General features: G+C 50.0%; 18 protein-coding genes. 10 read left to right on the top strand and 8 right to left on the bottom strand.

Translation table 11 applies throughout. From position 1 onward, the window contains the following. Positions 1–43: 43 nt before the first annotated feature. Positions 44–574, bottom strand: coding sequence for a periplasmic heavy metal sensor (locus LLG46_06815; GenBank protein MCE5323011.1), 531 nt, complete (start codon positions 572–574; stop codon positions 44–46). Between the two features lie 343 nt (positions 575–917). Between LLG46_06815 and LLG46_06810 the strand changes: the two genes are divergently transcribed. The 5 genes from LLG46_06810 (at position 918) to LLG46_06790 (ending at position 6,017) form a co-directional block, all read left to right on the top strand. Next, positions 918–1,592 carry a response regulator transcription factor gene (locus LLG46_06810; protein MCE5323010.1) on the top strand — a complete coding sequence of 225 codons (675 nt, stop codon included), beginning with the start codon at positions 918–920 and terminating at the stop codon, positions 1,590–1,592. Beyond that, positions 1,576–2,841, top strand: a complete 1,266-nt coding sequence (locus tag LLG46_06805; GenBank protein MCE5323009.1) for a HAMP domain-containing histidine kinase — start codon at positions 1,576–1,578, stop codon at positions 2,839–2,841. Before LLG46_06810 ends, LLG46_06805 begins: the two co-directional genes overlap by 17 nt. A gap of 58 nt (positions 2,842–2,899) precedes the next feature. After that, positions 2,900–3,427 (top strand): hypothetical protein, encoded by a 528-nt coding sequence (locus tag LLG46_06800; GenBank protein MCE5323008.1) that lies wholly within the window; start codon positions 2,900–2,902, stop codon positions 3,425–3,427. Between the two features lie 209 nt (positions 3,428–3,636). Further along, positions 3,637–4,821: a hypothetical protein gene (locus tag LLG46_06795; GenBank protein MCE5323007.1), complete on the top strand. Its 1,185-nt coding sequence runs from the start codon at positions 3,637–3,639 to the stop codon at positions 4,819–4,821. Between the two features lie 11 nt (positions 4,822–4,832). After that, on the top strand, positions 4,833–6,017 hold the full coding sequence (locus tag LLG46_06790) for an AGE family epimerase/isomerase (protein ID MCE5323006.1): 1,185 nt from the start codon (positions 4,833–4,835) through the stop codon (positions 6,015–6,017). A 78-nt stretch (positions 6,018–6,095) separates the two neighbouring features. On the opposite strand, the gene LLG46_06785 is transcribed toward LLG46_06790, so the two are convergent. The 3 genes from LLG46_06785 to LLG46_06775 form a co-directional block, all read right to left on the bottom strand. Next, positions 6,096–7,553: a hypothetical protein gene (locus LLG46_06785; protein MCE5323005.1), complete on the bottom strand. Its 1,458-nt coding sequence runs from the start codon at positions 7,551–7,553 to the stop codon at positions 6,096–6,098. A gap of 215 nt (positions 7,554–7,768) precedes the next feature. Then, positions 7,769–8,458: a hypothetical protein gene (locus LLG46_06780; GenBank protein ID MCE5323004.1), complete on the bottom strand. Its 690-nt coding sequence runs from the start codon at positions 8,456–8,458 to the stop codon at positions 7,769–7,771. Between the two features lie 161 nt (positions 8,459–8,619). Beyond that, complete coding sequence (locus LLG46_06775) at positions 8,620–9,528, bottom strand: hypothetical protein (GenBank protein MCE5323003.1); 909 nt, start codon at positions 9,526–9,528, stop codon at positions 8,620–8,622. A gap of 719 nt (positions 9,529–10,247) precedes the next feature. Between LLG46_06775 and LLG46_06770 the strand changes: the two genes are divergently transcribed. Next, positions 10,248–11,492 carry a PQQ-binding-like beta-propeller repeat protein gene (locus LLG46_06770; GenBank protein ID MCE5323002.1) on the top strand — a complete coding sequence of 415 codons (1,245 nt, stop codon included), beginning with the start codon at positions 10,248–10,250 and terminating at the stop codon, positions 11,490–11,492. A 20-nt stretch (positions 11,493–11,512) separates the two neighbouring features. On the opposite strand, the gene LLG46_06765 is transcribed toward LLG46_06770, so the two are convergent. Genes LLG46_06765 through LLG46_06750 form a run of 4 tightly spaced genes read right to left on the bottom strand, consistent with a single transcriptional unit; the run spans position 11,513 to position 14,347 of the window. Continuing rightward, the gene (locus LLG46_06765) at positions 11,513–12,160 is read right to left on the bottom strand and encodes a glycosyltransferase family 2 protein (GenBank protein MCE5323001.1); all 648 of its coding nucleotides are present in this window, start codon (positions 12,158–12,160) and stop codon (positions 11,513–11,515) included. Positions 12,161–12,164: 4 nt separating this feature from the next. Continuing rightward, a complete protein-coding gene (locus LLG46_06760) occupies positions 12,165–12,605 on the bottom strand; it encodes a hypothetical protein (GenBank protein ID MCE5323000.1) in 441 nt (146 codons plus the stop codon). Between the two features lie 27 nt (positions 12,606–12,632). Further along, on the bottom strand, positions 12,633–13,364 hold the full coding sequence (locus tag LLG46_06755; protein ID MCE5322999.1) for a phosphatidylserine decarboxylase: 732 nt from the start codon (positions 13,362–13,364) through the stop codon (positions 12,633–12,635). Then, the gene (locus tag LLG46_06750) at positions 13,361–14,347 is read right to left on the bottom strand and encodes a hypothetical protein (protein ID MCE5322998.1); all 987 of its coding nucleotides are present in this window, start codon (positions 14,345–14,347) and stop codon (positions 13,361–13,363) included. Before LLG46_06750 ends, LLG46_06755 begins: the two co-directional genes overlap by 4 nt. Before the next feature lie 153 nt (positions 14,348–14,500). Here LLG46_06750 and nuoH point away from each other — a divergent pair, with 153 nt between their 5' ends. The 4 genes from nuoH to nuoK are packed head-to-tail and all read left to right on the top strand — an operon-like array spanning position 14,501 to position 16,893. Continuing rightward, the gene (gene nuoH / locus LLG46_06745; protein MCE5322997.1) at positions 14,501–15,544 is read left to right on the top strand and encodes an NADH-quinone oxidoreductase subunit NuoH; all 1,044 of its coding nucleotides are present in this window, start codon (positions 14,501–14,503) and stop codon (positions 15,542–15,544) included. Continuing rightward, positions 15,544–16,038, top strand: a complete 495-nt coding sequence (locus LLG46_06740) for an NADH-quinone oxidoreductase subunit I (GenBank protein ID MCE5322996.1) — start codon at positions 15,544–15,546, stop codon at positions 16,036–16,038. The genes nuoH and LLG46_06740 overlap by 1 nt, the downstream gene beginning before the upstream one ends. 2 nt (positions 16,039–16,040) lie before the next feature. Then, a complete protein-coding gene (locus LLG46_06735; GenBank protein MCE5322995.1) occupies positions 16,041–16,577 on the top strand; it encodes an NADH-quinone oxidoreductase subunit J in 537 nt (178 codons plus the stop codon). A 10-nt stretch (positions 16,578–16,587) separates the two neighbouring features. Continuing rightward, the gene (gene nuoK / locus LLG46_06730) at positions 16,588–16,893 is read left to right on the top strand and encodes an NADH-quinone oxidoreductase subunit NuoK (GenBank protein ID MCE5322994.1); all 306 of its coding nucleotides are present in this window, start codon (positions 16,588–16,590) and stop codon (positions 16,891–16,893) included. Positions 16,894–16,899: the final 6 nt, after the last annotated feature.

The following is a 16,899-nucleotide window of genomic DNA, read 5'->3' as shown; positions in this document are numbered from 1 at the left end:
CTTAATGGCAGCGCCTATTTTATGCTTGCCAGGACGCTGCACATCAGAATTGGCCGCCGGATGTGGACGACCCATCGGGTGGAGGTCCACCAGGTCTGCCCTGTCCACCGGGACCACCAGGACCGCCGGAAAATGTGGTAGCCGACTGGAGAGCAGTGATCTGATCGGCAGTCAAAACCTCTCTTATCTGTACCCACACATTTATGCTTGCGGTCACAACAGCCGCTTCCGCCTTCTCCGCCTTTGCTGCGGCATCAGCCACTGCATCGGCATCATATGTTGACGCAAATAAGGCTTTGCGAAGAGCCTGCGCCGCCGAACTGGACGTCTTTTGAAGCGACTGAACGGTCGTATTGCCCTCAGTCAAGACCGTCTTCAGGCTGCTCACCTGATCTTCGGTGAGATCGAGCTGCTCTGCCAGCCGATCGATCATGTTGGCCTGCGGCGGCATCACTGTCATCACTACGCTGGACATTCCCACCCCGCCCTGTCTGGGACCGCCCTGTTGACACCAAACCGGTGTCATACACAAAATCATCGCCAGCACTAATCCAATCAAAACTTTGGTCTTCATTTCGGACTCCTCCTTCGAAAATGCGGAGCATTTTCGTTCCCTTCGTGGCGAACACAACAACGCTGCAAAGCAGTCACGAGAGTGTTCATGCCACGATTCCTGATGAAAAGTTCAGAATCAATCTGACTGCTTTAATGACTGCAGAAAGCCCGTCATTTCGACGGTCGCTTTCAGTTGCTATGACGCATATGCGCCTGCCGCCAGTTCCGCAAATTCATCACAACTGCATCACAGTTAGATTTAAGTTGCATCACTCTAAAAATCGCTTGATCATGCCGTTTGCCGAATGACCCTGCGCATGCTAGAATCGAAGTGGTTATAGTCAGAAAATGACGAGGAAATCATGCTTATTGAGATCGTTGATGATGATGCCGATCTGATGGAAGGCCTTCGCTGGTATCTGGAAGCCGAGGGATATGAAGTTATATCGGCAACGGACGGCCAAGCGGCTGTTGAACTATTTAACGATAGAGGTCCCGACCTTGTAATTCTGGACATCATGATGCCGAAGATGGATGGGGTCAAAGTATGCGAGATTATACGCCGCTCTTCGGATGCTATGATAATGATGCTCTCAGCCAAAGACGGCGAGATAGACAAGGTCCGAGCACTTAAGAACGGTGCCGACGACTACGTAACCAAGCCTTTCCACACATCCGAATTACTTGCAAGAGTTGAGGCACTGCTGCGCAGAAAAGGCCGCAGTAAGCCACCGGATGCTTCATACCGTTGGAACAACCTGGAGCTTTGCGTTGCCGAGCACCGCGTCAGCGTGGATGAGGTTGCAGTCGAGCTTACTGCAATGGAATTCAATTTGCTTGCCTCACTTATGGGCAGCCCGCAGATCGTGCTCTCACGCGAGCATCTGGTGGAAGTAATATGGGGAAATGACTTTTACGGCGAACTGCGTCTGGTCGATAATTTGGTATACAGACTGCGCGAAAAACTCATAGGCGCAGGATGCGTAGATTTTCCTATTGCGACAGTGAGGGGAGTCGGATATGCGTATCGTCCCTAGAGTTAATGTCCGCGTCAGCCTGACTATGGCAATATTGTTGACCATTGTATTGAGCTGGGTCATCAGCGCAGGAATCACTAACTATTCCAACTATCTCAACATCCGCTCATTTCAGCAGGAGATGGTAAAGCATCCTGAACTCTATCCAAGGCCTATGCCGGAACCTAAATTTGGATGGATGGAATTCTTGAGTGGACGCACCCCTTTTCCTCCCAGGCATGAACGCCATCTTCCACCAAATCCGAAAATTATGGACAATTTCAAACCACCAACTGAACGAGAGCCCATCAGAAAACCTCCAAGAGACTCATTCATACCATTTGATCTGAAGTGGTCTTTTATTAGACTTGGAGTAGCTCTCGGACTGGCAGTCCTTGCAGGAGCCTGGCTTGGGCGCAGGTTTACCCGGCCGCTCTCACAATTGACGAAAGGCGCCGAAGCATTTCAATCCGGTGATTTCAATTACCGAATATCGGTCAGTGGCAAAAGTGAGTTTTCTGAGGTTGCCGAATCAATGAACGATATGGCCAGGCAGGTTTCTGATCAGATCAATCGTCTTGAAAAAGATGCCGAACGCAGAAGACAGTTTCTTGCCGATATAGCGCACGAATTTCGTAGTCCGGTAACCACTATGCGCACTATGGCAGGTGCTCTTTCAGACGGAGTCGCAGATGATCCCGAACGTAAGGAAAGAGCTATATCTGCTCTGGAGGACACGTCGGAACGCCTTCTTCGTTTGGTAAGGGATCTGATGGAATTGGCCAAAATTGATCTTGATGAGTTCCCACTCAACGTTCGTGAAGTGGAAATAAGAGAACTCGCTGCATCTGTTATCCACTCACATAATCCGGAAGCTGTCCAAGCCGGAGTTATTATTCAGCCACTGACTGAGGGGAATCCAATTATCGCAGAGATCGACCCCGATAGAATTACGCAGGTGCTCGACAATATTATAGACAACGCGATCAGTTATGCCGGTGAGGGGTCGCGTGTGGATATGACTCTGGAGGACGGCGAGCAGATCAAAATCGTCATCAAGGATACGGGAAAGGGCATTAGGCGTGAGGATATCGGCAGCGTGCTCGAACCGTTTTATCGAGCGGATGCGGCCAGGACACCCGGTGACTGCCACTCTGGTCTGGGACTGAGCATTGCGAGCAGACTGGTTGAAGCGCATGGTGGGATACTGAGCATTGTCAGCGAAGAATGCAAGGGGACTACGGTGACTATTGTAATTCCAAAAAGGTGAAATTCAGGCTCGGAAGTGATATGATGTTATAGTGAAATGCCAATCGGGAGGATTACATATGGCGGAGTTGAAAGTCGGAGATACGGTGCAGGTCAAAACAAGAGAGGTCACAAATGACGATGTAAAGAGCAGCCTGTACTTCGCGTATTTCGCTGGACTTGTTGGAAGTGTGGACAGAGTATATGATGACGACACGGTATGCGTTGACATAGATATTGACAGCCTGACAGAGGATGCACGCAAGAGGCATCTTGACACTCAGGAGTTCGAGAGAAAAAGATGGCTCAACGGCCTATCGGGTGAAGCTCGAAACAGGCTTTCTGAAGACCAGAAAAAACTCACTATAAGCTATAAAATACTCGTCTCAAAAAAAGACCTGGAACCTACAAAAGGACCTAAAAAGAAAGCCGGCCAGACATCTGAAAAAGCAGGTTCGGAAAAAGATAATGCCGCCGGTCATCAGGGTCCCGCTCGGGCACCAGACCCGGATGAGACTGAAGACCAACCCGTCAAGCGCCTGAGCGAGGCTGACCTGGCCGCTAAAGAAGAAGAGTTTCTGCGCTCTCTTCAAGACCGCTCTCATTAAAGAATCCTTTTTGAAATCCACAAATTCACGCTAACACATCCTTATCCTGCGTCAATTCAAGCTCTGCCATCTGTGCATCGTTAACCTCCAGCCGCTTCTCTCACCAGCAGAAATGATGTAATTTATACGACAGCATTTCAATAACGAAGGCAAAGCGCTATACTATAGATACCCTGCTAAAAATATTATACTTTTGAGCTCTAGAAACAATGGATGAAATAAAACACATCGAAACAACCTCATTGAAACGTAATCTGGAATGGTTCGACAAGTCCGGAATAATGGACCCTGCAGACGGAAGTTGGGGAGTAGGCGAAAGAATAGCCCTGACCCAAAACAACTCCGCACTCGAAAAAATGATGCGTGATTTTCCGAACTATACGTCCTGCGATGGATATCTGGTCTTTGAACACCGCCGTCCAGACTGCAATTTTGAGGCGGCGCTAATGTTTCTGCTTGCATCAGAGGTCTTCGAGGACGAGCGGATGTCTGCAGTTGGAAGCAACATCATCCACTATCTTCATGCAAGGAGCGGCCAGCGAAATAAAACTGATGAGACCGTGCCGCGAGGAATGTGGCGCTGGGCAGCGGGTCAGTGGTGGCCGTTATACTATGTAGATGACAACGCCTGGAATGGAACGCTATCGATAATGATCGGCACGAGGTATTCCTGGCTCAATGAGAAATATGCTCTTATTGAAAGGGGAGTAGAAACGATCGAGTCGCTGCAAGAGTGTATTCAGTCATTCTTTGACGGCAACAAGCCGCAGTTAAGCGGCTCAAAACTATCCCCCCATTTTATGGGGCTGGCACTTATGGCATTTGCTCACAGCTGGCAAATATCCGAAAACGCCGCTTTGCGCTCGACTGCGCTGGAGTATATTGACAAAGTTCAGGACAAGAAAGATGAATTTTCGAGCAGTGAGCACGGCTATTATTTGATCGGCAGCACATGCTGTGCCGCCACTTTGGGTGATGAATGTTTCCTGAAAGAAGCCGGAGCGAGCGCGGATTATATTGTGTCCGTTATGTCCCCTGAAGGGGCGATTCCAAGCGAATACGATGAGGCTCCCATCGGCAAGAGTCTCGTGGACACTATCTATACTCAAAACTGGTGCACCATCGGCCTGCACGCAATATGGAAGCTGACCGGCGATAAAACCTATCGCGAGGCTTATGAGCGATCAGTCCGCCTGCTTGCAAAAATACAGGATGACACCCCTGTCCCACACCTTAATGGCTGCTGGCGAGGAATGTATGATATGAAAAAGCACGCCTGGGGCGGAGGCGATAAATACGAAGGTGGAGCCAACAGCATATACAGCGGCTGGACAAATGCCCCAATTTCATTCACGTTCGCGATGGATATACTTGGGCTTTCACTGCTGCCATAAAAGGATATGTGATGAATACAGTTTTAGATTCTTACGCAGATATCTACCGCAGTGCTCTTGTGAGCGATTGCATTCCCTTCTGGGAGAAGAACTGCCCGGACCGTGAGTATGGCGGCTATTTCGACTGTCTCGGTAGGGACGGCAGCGTCTATGACTCTGAGAAGTTCATGTGGATGCAGTGGCGCAAAGTGTGGATGTTTTGCGAGCTGTACAACAAGTTGGAACCGAGGAAGGAGTGGCTCGATCTGGCCAAACTCGGGTACGACTTTCTTACAAAACATGGACGTGATGAGAAAGGGCGATACTACTTTTCTCTTGCCCGCGACGGCAGACCCGCCATGGCGGCATATTCGGTTTTCTCCGATTGTTTTGCTGTAATGGGTTCGGCTGCATATTATCGCGCAACCGGTGATGAAGACGCTCGCAAAGAGGCCCTGAGAGCATTTGATAATTATCTGTTGTGTGAGACAAAACCCAAAGGCGAGTGGACAAAGGAGATGGAAGGCATCGAGCCGATGAAAGCGCTCGGCTTTTATATGATGAAGGCTAACCTAATGGCTGTGCTTGATGAGTGCATCGGTGGCATTGACGCCTGCTCCGAATCCATCAACACAGTGCGAATGGTAATGGACCTTTTCTGGAACCCTGAGTTTCAGGTCATGTTCGAGAATGTCAGAGATGACAGATCATTTGACCTCGATTCAATGCGCGGTCGTCATCTCAACCCCGGTCATGCGATAGAAGCCATGTGGTTTATTATGAATATCGCTGCAAGAGCCGGTGAAAATGATCTGGTGCAGCGCGCAGCAGATATCATTCTCGCAGAGCTTAAAAAGGGCTGGGACCCCGATCACGGCGGCATCTTTTACTTTATGGACGTTCTCGGAAAACCTCATCTGGAGCTGCAGTGGGATATGAAACTGTGGTGGGTACATAACGAGGCGCTGATCGCAACTGCAATGGCATACAAACTGACCGGAAGTGAAGAGTCGGCTGAATGGTTCAAGCGCATTCATGACTGGGCATGGGAAAGATTCCCCGACCCTGAATACGGTGAATGGTTCGGCTATTTGAACAGATACGGCGAGCCGACACACATGCTCAAAGGCGGCAAGTGGAAGAGTTTCTTTCACCTGCCCAGAATGCTCTTTGTATGCTCCTCTCTCTTTAGCAATACATACTTTAAGAGCAAATAGTCTGTCACAGTAATACTTCTGGTTCAGGATTCGGAAATCCTGAACCAGTATGCACTTCGGGGATACCTGGAAGTATTTTTATAGTTGGTGTTTGATAGTAGCCCAAGACTTTTCATAGTCGAAATCGGGAGTGCGTTCGTCCGTATGACATGACCGACACCTTTCCTCGCCGACTGAACCATAGCCCGCTACAGGGTTCTTCGAGTGCTCGACACCGGGACCATGGCAGGCCTCGCACTGAACATTCACCAACTCCGGCGTGTCGTTCTTGTTGGAAAAACCATTTCGCATATTTGCCCCAGTGACATGGCAGCTTACACACTCAGGATCAAAGCCTTGATTAGTGGCCTCGAGAGTTGCCATAGCATGGGCATGCAGAGATTTCGACCACGTATCGTGAATATCCGAGTGACATTCTTTACACTTTTTATCACCGGCAAATGGTGACTTATACAGACGCTCGCGCATATCTTTTACTTTCAGACCACGATTGACCAGCATCACTTCCATATCACTTTTCATCTTCTTTGCCCGTGAAAGCACTGCCTGAGCCACATCCTCATTATAATCATCGTATATCTTAACCATAGCCGGATCCTCATCATATCGCCGGTCAAGGTAAAACAGCTTATGAGTTGCGCTATCGATCTTTTTGCCTGCAAGCCCGATATCGATTCGGCCAAGGCTCCAGTTCGTGCTTGTCTGGCACTTGATTATGACAGTGCTGCCTACCTTATCCACTGGTGCGTTGACTTCATTGGTCTTCTTGTCGGGAAAAAGAAAATCGCGGCCTCCAAAATGAGTACACAGCACCAAATCCACCCCTTTTACGCTGGCCAGTCTGGCCGCAGTGTCGGACGAGCCATGATAGACTGCAACAATTAAGTCCGACGTCAACCGCATTTTGGGCACGAGTTTTTTGAGTGAGGCGACAGGGTCGGTCACTAGTTGATTGATGCCGCGTCTTCTCAGCTCCCCAGTGATGGCGTCATCGAGCACGCCGATAACTCCAACTTTGAGATTGTCCTCAGTCTTGAATATTTTATATGGAATGTAGCCGCCCTGACTGCTGCACAAATCGGGCACGTTGGCACAGAGCATAGGCACTGACTTGGTATCAAAATAGTCGAGGTAATTTATACCCGATCTGCCGAGTTCCATCTCGCCAGGGACCATTGCATTATAGCCAAGGAGTTTGAGTGCGCCGGATGTGACCGATGCCTTGAGCTTGGCCTGGAAATCATCTCCGGCTGTTGTGTCACCGCCCTCGATCAATATGACATTGCGATTATTCTTTCGAATAGACTTGAGCAGCGTCAGCTCACGTCCATAACCTCCGAACTGGAATTTGGTGCAGTTGCAGGACCTGATCTGCCCCCGCGCACAGGACGTGTATAGCAGAACCAACGATGAGTGTTTTGATGTCTTTTGTGCAGTCTTCTTGACAGCGACAGCTTTTTGTGGTTTCGAAGCCTTCATGGCGGGAGACACGGACGCAAGCAAGAATGCCGTTACTAATAAAACCGGGATTTTCATCGTCAATTGCCCCTTTCATCATCAGCTAAGCAATTTACATTGCACGAGTGCTTGCGGTAACAGTGGTGTAGACCTATAACCTTATGCAAGCAACTTACCACGAATTACATAGAGCTCGTTTTTTGCAATCTTTAGCCGACGCCAATTAAAACGACGTCGGCATTATAGGTTATCCCTCCAGGCACAAAACCTGGAGGGATGCAGATGAATCGAGACTAGCTCGACTCCTTTTTCTGTTTTTCGATTCTAGCTTTTGCTCTGCGTTCAGCTGCTGCAAGTCCAGATGCAGCTTTCATCTCATCAGGCATCTGTCTTATCGCATACCCCTTCGGAAGTTCGAACTGAGAATCAGCAATGGCTTTGCCGACTTCATATTTGGTATACATGGCGGTGAGCGTGTCCATCTTAGCCCGCTTGCCCCTAACGAGGAGTTTGACGGGCTTTGTAGATTTGTCGTCAATCCAGATTCTGCACTGACGCCTTGAGACAGAGTCCATGTATGAGTAAATCGTGCACTCCTTCTCATTCACGACCTCTCTGCCGCATTTCTCCGCTTTTACCGCTTTCAGAAATACCTTGATTGAACCTGCGGGACCGGGAAAAATCGCCTTGGGATTGCTGCGAGACGATTCCTTGGAGTACTTGGCAGCAATTTTGTTCCAGGGATGGATGAGAAACGTTCCCTCGGCATTTTTCATAATGCATACAGGAAGCCGTTGACTCTTGCCCTCCCAGCGCATGTAATTTCCCTTGATCCACATTTTCCTTACTCCGCAATTGCCGAAAGCAGAAGATTGAAGCTTGACCTCATAGTGAACAGTTGCAGGTGCCGGTGCATTTGCACCGGTAGCTGCGCCTACGGAAAGAATTGCGCATATACAGAAAAGATAGATATTCGTTCTCAAATCGTTCCTCCTGTCTGTCGTTGACCTGTCAATAACAGCCGCTGTCGATTTCCTCCGAGCCCCTTGGTGATAAGCTCTGAATTCCGCAATTCAGTGGATTAGTTTTGCATTATTGATTGTTTTGGAGCCGCCGAAGCGGCTCCAGACCGCTATCTGATACCTTAGTCCTTGCTGGGATTGCCTATGCCTGTGGTCTGCAAAATGTACTCCACATCACACAGGAGCTTGCAGCAAGCAGGGTTCTCGTCGCTGTTGGCGATACCCGTGCCGAGACCGGTCGGGTTCGGCAGGAGCGGCGAATCAATAATACAGGCATCCATAACTTCCAACTCGAACTCGGCAAGCTGTGCAGCCGCCTCAGCAAGATCGCCCGCATCGTATGCTTCCTGGGCTGCGTCGATCTTGACAAGCAGCGCCTCAAAGAGAAGTTCATCAGAAATCAGAGGCACTTCGTCCTTGCCGAACGGCAGCTCATGGAACAAGTAAAGCAAACTCCTCAAGCTGTCGAGATCGGCATCGACATGCCATTCCCACTGCTCGGCATGCACCCATGCAGCCGGGTTCGGACCGGTTCCATCATCATCCCATGCCACCGGCGTTCCATAGAGAATGCTCAGCGTGAAAACAGTGGAAGGGCACTCATACATGAGCGGCCACCACAGCCTGATGTTGGCTGTGCCCTGCTGAGTCACTTTGTGCGCAGGAAACACATCGGCGCACTGCACGATCTCAGGTGTCTGCTTGGTGAACGTAGTATTCTTGATAGTATAGGGTATTGCCGGTGACTGCTGCGCAGCGGCAATATAGTTCGGCCAGTCAGTTCCACCTGGAACAATGCTGAGTATGCCGGGTGCTGCATTGATGACCGGGTCTCCTGCATATGGATCCGCTATTGTCAGATAACCCAGATAAGCACGGCAAACATCATCTGTTTCACCAGCTTCAAGAACAGGGCATACCTGCTCCACCTCGAAGTAGTGAGTCAGCGCCGTGCTTGTGACTCGAGCAGCAAACAAAGGCACAGAGCAAACTAATGTCAGTGCCAGAACAAGAAAAATAATCCTTCGCATCGTATAGCCTCCTTTGAGGTAAACAGAAATTGATTCGCGCCGCTAAAGTGCAATTAAGACGATATCTGAACGCGAGCGGCACCAACACGTCAGTTCGTCGCCGCCATCCAGCGCTACGACCAGAAAGCGGTTGTCCCACCCATTACGAGGGACCGTCTGTTTGACCATCTTCGACTAACAACACCACCTCCTCATCGGGCTGTTGACAGCCTTGCGACCACATCGGAGGCTTGACACGCAGATCAAACCTATATACAATGCGCATGGCCGACAAAGCGATCCCTACCCATGACCGTTCTTGGAGGCCACGGCTGAGAAGGCATACTTCTCAGCCTTTCATTTTTACTTGACAGGTTGCGCACGGCTTACGCCGCTGACCGGCTTCCATAATTGTCCGCCGCGGCCTCTGCGGACGGACCGGAAACCGTATCATCGCTTACTGAGCATTTGCAGAAAGGCCCATCAGCCCGCCGCATTTACCAGCCCAGGCAAAATACCCAGCAACCGCATAGTTTCAAACCTGCCATACATAAAACTACATCATATTGTCACAGCCTCTGCTATTATGATTCACCAGCTCGACCATATTGTATTGCTGAGTATAAATAATATAGCTCTACTATATGCAAATCAACGAAAATGTATAACTTAATTATGACGATGTGGCACGTTTTTTGCAGTGGTTGTAATTGCATCACGATTCAAGGGTAGGGATCAATATGCCAATACTTAATGCTCGTCTCAAAGGCTGTTTATGCACAGCCTCAATCTTGATTGCCGCAGTATCAGCTTTTGCTGTCCGCGGCAATTGCCTGCAGCCAGCCTCACAATATAGAGGAAACACACTGCGCACAGGACAGATCGGCTATACAGCGACATACTCTCCTGGGCTCGACTGGCAATACTCGACTGGGACCACATGCAGCGCATCACCCATTATTGCATCAAACGGCACGGCTTATTTTGGCGCATATGACAGGTATTTCTATGCCGTGGAGGGCAACGGATCGCTTGCATGGCGCTCGTCCAGATACTCCTCGTCAATCATCGGCAGCGCGGCTGTCGCAAGCAATGGAATCATATACTTTGCAACACTCAGCGGTTCCATATATGCGTTCAACTCTGACGGAACATCGAACTGGGCATCACCGTGCAAAATTGCAGGAGCAGTAAACGGTTCCATGTTGATAGGAGAAGACGGGACGCTTTATGTTGGCTCGGACAACAACCGCATATATGCGGTCGATTCTAGTGGAGCGATCAAGTGGAGCTACTACACGGGCGGGGATATTACACGCGCCTTAACTATGTCGGCTGACGGAAGTGTGATATATGCGCCGTCACAAGACGGCAGAATTTATGCCGTCAGCTCAAACGGCATATTCATCTGGAAATCGGCTGTGATTAATCCAAGCAATAACTGTGCGGTCGGCCCCGATGGTACTATATATGTAGGAACAGCCAGCGGATCACTGGTGGCATTGAATTCGGATGGCTCGACAAAGTGGACATATCCTACGCAGGGCAGGACTATTACAACAGCGCCCGCCGTCGGAGCTGATGGCACTATATATGTCGGTGCACAGGACACCTGCTTGCACGCTATAAACCCTGACGGCACGCTAAAGTGGTATTACCGCACCAACGCTGCCATATATTCCTCGCCAACTCTGGATGCGGACGGCACAATAATTTTCGGCACATACAGCGGAGATATTGTGTCCATTGACCCCACTGACGGTTCGCTGAATTGGAGCAGAAGCATTGGCGCAACTATATACACTTCTCCGACAATCGGCAGCGACGGAAGTATATTTGTTATGGACTCAGAGGGAAGACTTTCCAAGTTCTCCGGACCTGTCACATCGTCCAATCCAACAACACCGGAACCATCTGCTTTCGTATCATTGGCAGCAGCTTTGGCGGCTCTGGTTTCTTTGAAACTGCGTAGAGTGCGTGTTTGAAGTGACTGACGGCTGTGCGCTTACTTTCTGAATTCGTGGCCGTCGAGCAAAATTTTGGCGATGTCGTAGTACATTTTCATCCGTGCGGAGAAACCTCTTATAAAGCCCAGTTTCTCTTCTTTCATATGATGGGTGCAGCCGGTAAGGCTTACACGGCTGACTTTTAAGTTGCGTGAATGAAAATACTTGGTGATAGCAGTCTCCACCCCTGAACGCACACCATCGAGGCCGGGTATATCCAGAAATACATCGCGGCGCATTGCACGCTGGCCTGAGATATATGGAGTGAGAAATTGTGCAAGGTCGGTCGCACCTCTGCCACCGCTGAATATTCCAATAGCCATATCGGTTTGGCCATCGGCGACAGGCTGTATTATGGCATCAACTTTCTCACCATCCATACCGACCAGATCGGCGTCAAGAAAAAGTATGACGTCCGCATCAGTGCCGAGAGCACCCGCGCGCATAGCCCCGCCCTTGCCTCGGTTCGCATCCAAGTGCATCACACGCACACATGGGTCGGATGAGACCAGTTCATATGTGCCGTCTGTCGAGCCGTCACTGACCACGAGTATCTCGTCTACAGACTGAGCACTCTTTATTGCCTCCAGCACGACCGATATCCGGTCTTTTTCATTATATGCCGGCACCACAGCCGCTACTTTCATGCTGTTACCTGTTACCCGTTTTTTCGCCGCTTACTTCCTGCTTGCTATTCTTCTCGATCTTTGCTTCTTCGGAGATATCGTTCCAGGCTTTCTGGAAGGTGCGAACAGTCCTGTCTCGGGCATTACCCAGAAACACAGCAGCATCTCCGACAATATCCTTAGTAACATCATTAGCCGAATTAAGACGTTTCAAAGCCTTGTCAAGTTCCACTTGAGCCTGCTGAGGTTTCTTTTTGGCTATAAGTTCTTTTGCATTCGTGGCATAACGCTGAGCTTCGGCAAGAGCCGTCACAAGATCGGGCTTTGCTGCATTCTTTGCCTTATCCTGAATATGTACCCTGGCTGATATGGCGCGAACTTCGCTTCTGAGCTGCTCGATACGCCACTGATCGTAGCCGATTATCAGCAGCACTAATATAAAGAATAAACATCCCATTCGTTTCATTTTCTAACCATTCCCCCAGCCCTTGAATCAACCGGCGGCCATTATATCTCTATTACCCTCAAGGGCATGAACAAGCCTGGCAATGACAGTCTTGCCGCCATAGACCTGTTCACCCACAGCGACGTTGAACTCGACATCATCCGAAAAGATTACCAGATCGACCTGACTGCCGCGCTCTATGAACCCCAGTTTTTGGGAATATTCCAACCTCTCGCCCGGCTCCACAAAGCACCTTATCTTTGCCACGAACTTATCGGCAATCAGCACAACGGCCATCTTGAGGCCGTTGCAGTCGACGAAAATAGTGTTCCGCTCATTTTCAAGATGATAGCGGCGGGCGAACATGTCCACCATCTTCCTCAGCCAGACAACCCTGATATACTCCCAAAGATCGAGCATGGGCAAATTGACTTTGGCGCTGACCCGATGTATATTCTCGACCGTGCCGGGCAGAGGAGTATAGTTGAAGTGTACGTCGAGCGGGGACATGTATATGCCTATTGCCCAACCATTTTTTTGCTCATAATCGCAGCCGGTGATCTCGGGCAGAGGTATCTTCTCACCCAGTTTCTCGGCATATATAGAGTTCTCATTGACTCGCTTGATATAGACCACACGGCCATCGGCTGGAGATACGATCACGCCGTCGCGGCTTTCGGGCATGCGAACGGGGTCTCGATAAAACCACACCCGGCGCAGAAAAGTGAGCGCCGCTATCCACAATATTGCGATTGCAATAAGTATATAAACAAAAATCATGCCTGCTCTTTAAAACCTTTCCAGGCGTAATACGGCAGCCTGGGCACGAAATACGCCAGAAAACCAAACGTTCCCTTTATTATGTCGGCCTGCTGTCGCTTCTCGACCGGCCTGGGCTCAAAGACGCCATTTCTGTAACCATCGTCCATTGCACTGTATGCTGCCAGCAGCCCCTCTTTTTCATATAGATCGCGCACATCATCAGAGGCTGTGTGCATCAGCGCTTCGACCGGAAAGTCGACAATTGACTTGAGTTCATCGATAAGACCTGACGTCTCGTCTATAATCCCTATGCGGCAGATTTCGCTGCGCAGCCGGTTATATTGTTCTACGTTGGGATCAAGCGTTTCGTTCAACTCTGCTATCGCCCTCACAGCCCTCAGCAGCAGCCGAATGCGATTCATATCCCAGCATGTATCACACACCCTCAGCTCGATAGTCCCCAGCCGCTTTGACAGGATCACATCTTGAAACCGCACCGCCCAATCACTCTTGATCGGTCCGATGGCGAACGACTTGAACATTCTATACGACTGGCCGAAATATCTGCCTTTGACCATTGGAGAATTTGCAGTAAACAGAGGAAGAACCGGTAGAAAGTGGATCAGATTGCCATAGAGCCGACGCTTGTCTTCGACATTGCCGATGTGGATGTGGATTGCACAGGTGTTGGTGGAGGCATCGTAATTGATAAGGTGACCCATCGGGACAATAAGACCGGATGTGACCGATGCCAGTTCGGCTCTGCGCTCGGCCAAGTCATCAGCGAGTGACTCGACATCCTTATGGACGCCAGTGCTGATCTCGACTCCGCTGACCCATCCCTGCTTTAAGTCCTTGCCTCTGGCAAAGTTGTGGGCTGAATGGGTGTAGTAAAACCCCGGGTCCTTGGCAAGGAGCCTGGCCAGATAGTAAAACGAATCGAACGTGGGACGCTCGGGTTCGGTTATAAATACTTCCTCTTCAATTCCATATGTCGGCATCGTGATTCCAATTATAGCAGCAGCAAGGTTACCTGGCAATGAACCGAATTCGCTATGAACCTTGACACTGGGTCTCCACACTCATATAATTAACCCGTTGATATGCGTATGAAAAGCGCTCTATGGGGAGCGCTTTAATCTTGTAGGGGCAATATGAACCAAATCCTCATTGACCTGGCACTGGAACTGGGCAAGCTGATAGCAATTGCTATTGTTGTGCTTGTGTTTATGCTCGTGGCGGTGCTGTATCTGGTTCTCAAGCTCAGATGGGTCATCGCCCGCATTCAATCGCGTCTTGGACCAAACCGAACCGGTCCCTGGGGCGTGGCGCAGACGGTCGCCGATGCTCTGAAACTCTTTCAAAAGGAAGATATCATTCCAAAAGGCGCAGACAAGTGGCTCTTCACCATTGCTCCTGCGCTGGTGTTCATCCCCTCATATCTGGTATATGTAGTCATTCCATTCGGCGCTGGGCTTACTGCGCAGAGTCTCAATGTCGGCGTGATGTATATCAGCGCAATCTCCTCGATCAGCGTAATTGGGATTATAGTGGGCGGATGGGCATCCAACAACAAGTGGTCTCTGCTGGGCGCATTTCGTGGCGCATCACAGTTGATATCATACGAAGTCCCGATTATTCTCGCGCTGGTCGTGCCTGTGCTGGTTAACGGTTCACTTGACCTTAACATCATAGTCGAAAACCAGGCAGGCGGGTTCTGGCACTGGAACCTGTTCACTGGTTTCCCGATGCTGCAGTTGGCATTTCTGATGCTGGTCATAGCAGGGTTCGCTGAGATCAACGTCACGCCATTTGATATTATGGAAGCCGAATCGGAGCTTGTCGCCGGTTTCAACACTGAATACTCGGGGATGAAGTTCGCACTGTTTTTCCTGGCTGAGTTCGCCGAGTCCTTTACTCTGGCTGCAATAATAACGACGCTCTTCCTGGGTGGTTATCAGCCTCCACTTCATATACTCGGCGGTCAGCTTACGGGAATAGCATTCTCGGCAGTATCGCTGTTCTGGTTTATGGCGAAGTGCTGGGTGCTGGTCGTTTTCATTATGTGGGTTCGCTCGACCCTGCCTCGTGTGCGTGTCGATCAGCTTATGAACCTTTCATGGAAAGCTCTTATACCGACCGGGCTCGTTAATCTGCTGTTGACCGGCGCGTATGTGGTTTTCTGGATGCATAAATAATGTCTACCATACTCAATGACATAAAAAACTCGTTTGTGAGTATCATAAAAGGACTGAAGGTCACTGCAGTAAACTGGAGCGTTTTGCGCCCGTGTGTGACCGAGCTTTATCCTGAGCAGAAACCTCAGCTTCCAGAGGCTTATCGTGGGATGCCGACTCTGCCGGTGAGACCCGAGACAGGGCGATCGGACTGCATCGCATGCGGCGCATGCGCCAGGATGTGCCCGGAGCAGATCATAACCGTCGAGGTCGACAAGACAGACCCAAAGGATCGCAAGCCTGCGAAGTTTACCATAGACATATCACGATGCATGTTTTGCGGGCTGTGCATGGAGGTCTGCCCTAAGGGATGTCTCAAGCCTGCCCGCACGTTTGAACTGGCATGCCTTTCCCGCGAAGGAATGATATACGATCTCGAAAAATTGAATAAACTTGGCGGCGAGCTGCCGCCATTACCCGAACCCGATGATGAGAAATCATCATCCAACAAGTAGATATGCATATATTTGGATTCTATATAACAGGATATCAGGTAGCTTTCATAGCCGTTGCAGGCATTACTGTGCTCTCGGCAATAGGCGTGGTGCTGCTGCCCAACATACTGCGCGCGGCGCTGTGTCTTGGACTGATGCTATTTGGTGTTGCCGGTATATATGCTCTGATGAATGCACCGTTTTTGGCTGCCGTGCAGGTTATGATATATGTCGGCGCGATCACGACTATGATTATCCTGGCGATATTCCTGTCGCACAGGGTCATGAAGATCGGGTTCTCACAGGCTATTTATAATCCGTTGCTTGCTGCCGCCGCAGCGGGTGTTATGTTTTTGTTTTTGTTCGTGACCGTCGCAAACTCGGTATGGGTCAGACAAATATCAGCTGGCGGACCCGCCAAGTCGGGCGCGGGAATAGACGCGGTGGCAACCGCGCTGCTCCAGCCGTATGTATTTCCGTTCGAGCTTGCGTCCGTGGTCCTGCTGGCAGTTTTGATCGGGGCTGTGGTGATAGCCAAGGAGGATATTGAAGATGCATAGCGCATACGGCATCCCGATAAGCTGGATCCTGACTGTCGGCGCAATGCTATTTTGCATAGGGCTATTCGGCATGATGGTACGCCGCAGCGCAATAGGAATGCTGCTTTCGATAGAACTGATGCTCAACGCAGCCAACCTTAATCTGGTCGCGTTCGGATCGTACCTGAAACTGCCCGTGATTGCAGGTCAGGTCTTTGCAGTGTTTGTAATTACTCTGGCTGCTGCCGAGGCTGCCGTTGGGCTAGCAATCGTAATCAACATATATAGAAACGAACAGCACATCGACGCCGACAAGATCAGCGCGATGAAGATGTAAAAGAAA

Source organism: bacterium (genome assembly GCA_021371935.1).
GTDB lineage: Bacteria > Armatimonadota > UBA5829 > UBA5829 > UBA5829 > UBA5829.
The sequence above is the reverse complement of the archived record's forward strand: the minus strand, read 5'-3'. Positions and strand labels throughout refer to the sequence as shown.

What these genes read in the sequence shown, in the direction of transcription:
- nuoH (MCE5322997.1), top strand. Translation starts at nt 14,501, where the DNA reads ATGAACCAAATCCTCATTGACCTGGCACTGGAACTGGGCAAGCTGATA.
- LLG46_06805 (MCE5323009.1), top strand. Translation starts at nt 1,576, where the DNA reads ATGCGTATCGTCCCTAGAGTTAATGTCCGCGTCAGCCTGACTATGGCA.
- LLG46_06775 (MCE5323003.1), bottom strand. Translation starts at nt 9,528, where the DNA reads ATGCGAAGGATTATTTTTCTTGTTCTGGCACTGACATTAGTTTGCTCT.
- LLG46_06735 (MCE5322995.1), top strand. Translation starts at nt 16,041, where the DNA reads ATGCATATATTTGGATTCTATATAACAGGATATCAGGTAGCTTTCATA.
- LLG46_06795 (MCE5323007.1), top strand. Translation starts at nt 3,637, where the DNA reads ATGGATGAAATAAAACACATCGAAACAACCTCATTGAAACGTAATCTG.
- LLG46_06765 (MCE5323001.1), bottom strand. Translation starts at nt 12,160, where the DNA reads ATGAAAGTAGCGGCTGTGGTGCCGGCATATAATGAAAAAGACCGGATA.
- LLG46_06770 (MCE5323002.1), top strand. Translation starts at nt 10,248, where the DNA reads ATGCCAATACTTAATGCTCGTCTCAAAGGCTGTTTATGCACAGCCTCA.
- LLG46_06815 (MCE5323011.1), bottom strand. Translation starts at nt 574, where the DNA reads ATGAAGACCAAAGTTTTGATTGGATTAGTGCTGGCGATGATTTTGTGT.
- LLG46_06740 (MCE5322996.1), top strand. Translation starts at nt 15,544, where the DNA reads ATGTCTACCATACTCAATGACATAAAAAACTCGTTTGTGAGTATCATA.
- LLG46_06785 (MCE5323005.1), bottom strand. Translation starts at nt 7,553, where the DNA reads ATGAAAATCCCGGTTTTATTAGTAACGGCATTCTTGCTTGCGTCCGTG.
- LLG46_06755 (MCE5322999.1), bottom strand. Translation starts at nt 13,364, where the DNA reads ATGATTTTTGTTTATATACTTATTGCAATCGCAATATTGTGGATAGCG.
- LLG46_06760 (MCE5323000.1), bottom strand. Translation starts at nt 12,605, where the DNA reads ATGAAACGAATGGGATGTTTATTCTTTATATTAGTGCTGCTGATAATC.
- LLG46_06800 (MCE5323008.1), top strand. Translation starts at nt 2,900, where the DNA reads ATGGCGGAGTTGAAAGTCGGAGATACGGTGCAGGTCAAAACAAGAGAG.
- LLG46_06790 (MCE5323006.1), top strand. Translation starts at nt 4,833, where the DNA reads ATGAATACAGTTTTAGATTCTTACGCAGATATCTACCGCAGTGCTCTT.
- LLG46_06810 (MCE5323010.1), top strand. Translation starts at nt 918, where the DNA reads ATGCTTATTGAGATCGTTGATGATGATGCCGATCTGATGGAAGGCCTT.
- LLG46_06750 (MCE5322998.1), bottom strand. Translation starts at nt 14,347, where the DNA reads ATGCCGACATATGGAATTGAAGAGGAAGTATTTATAACCGAACCCGAG.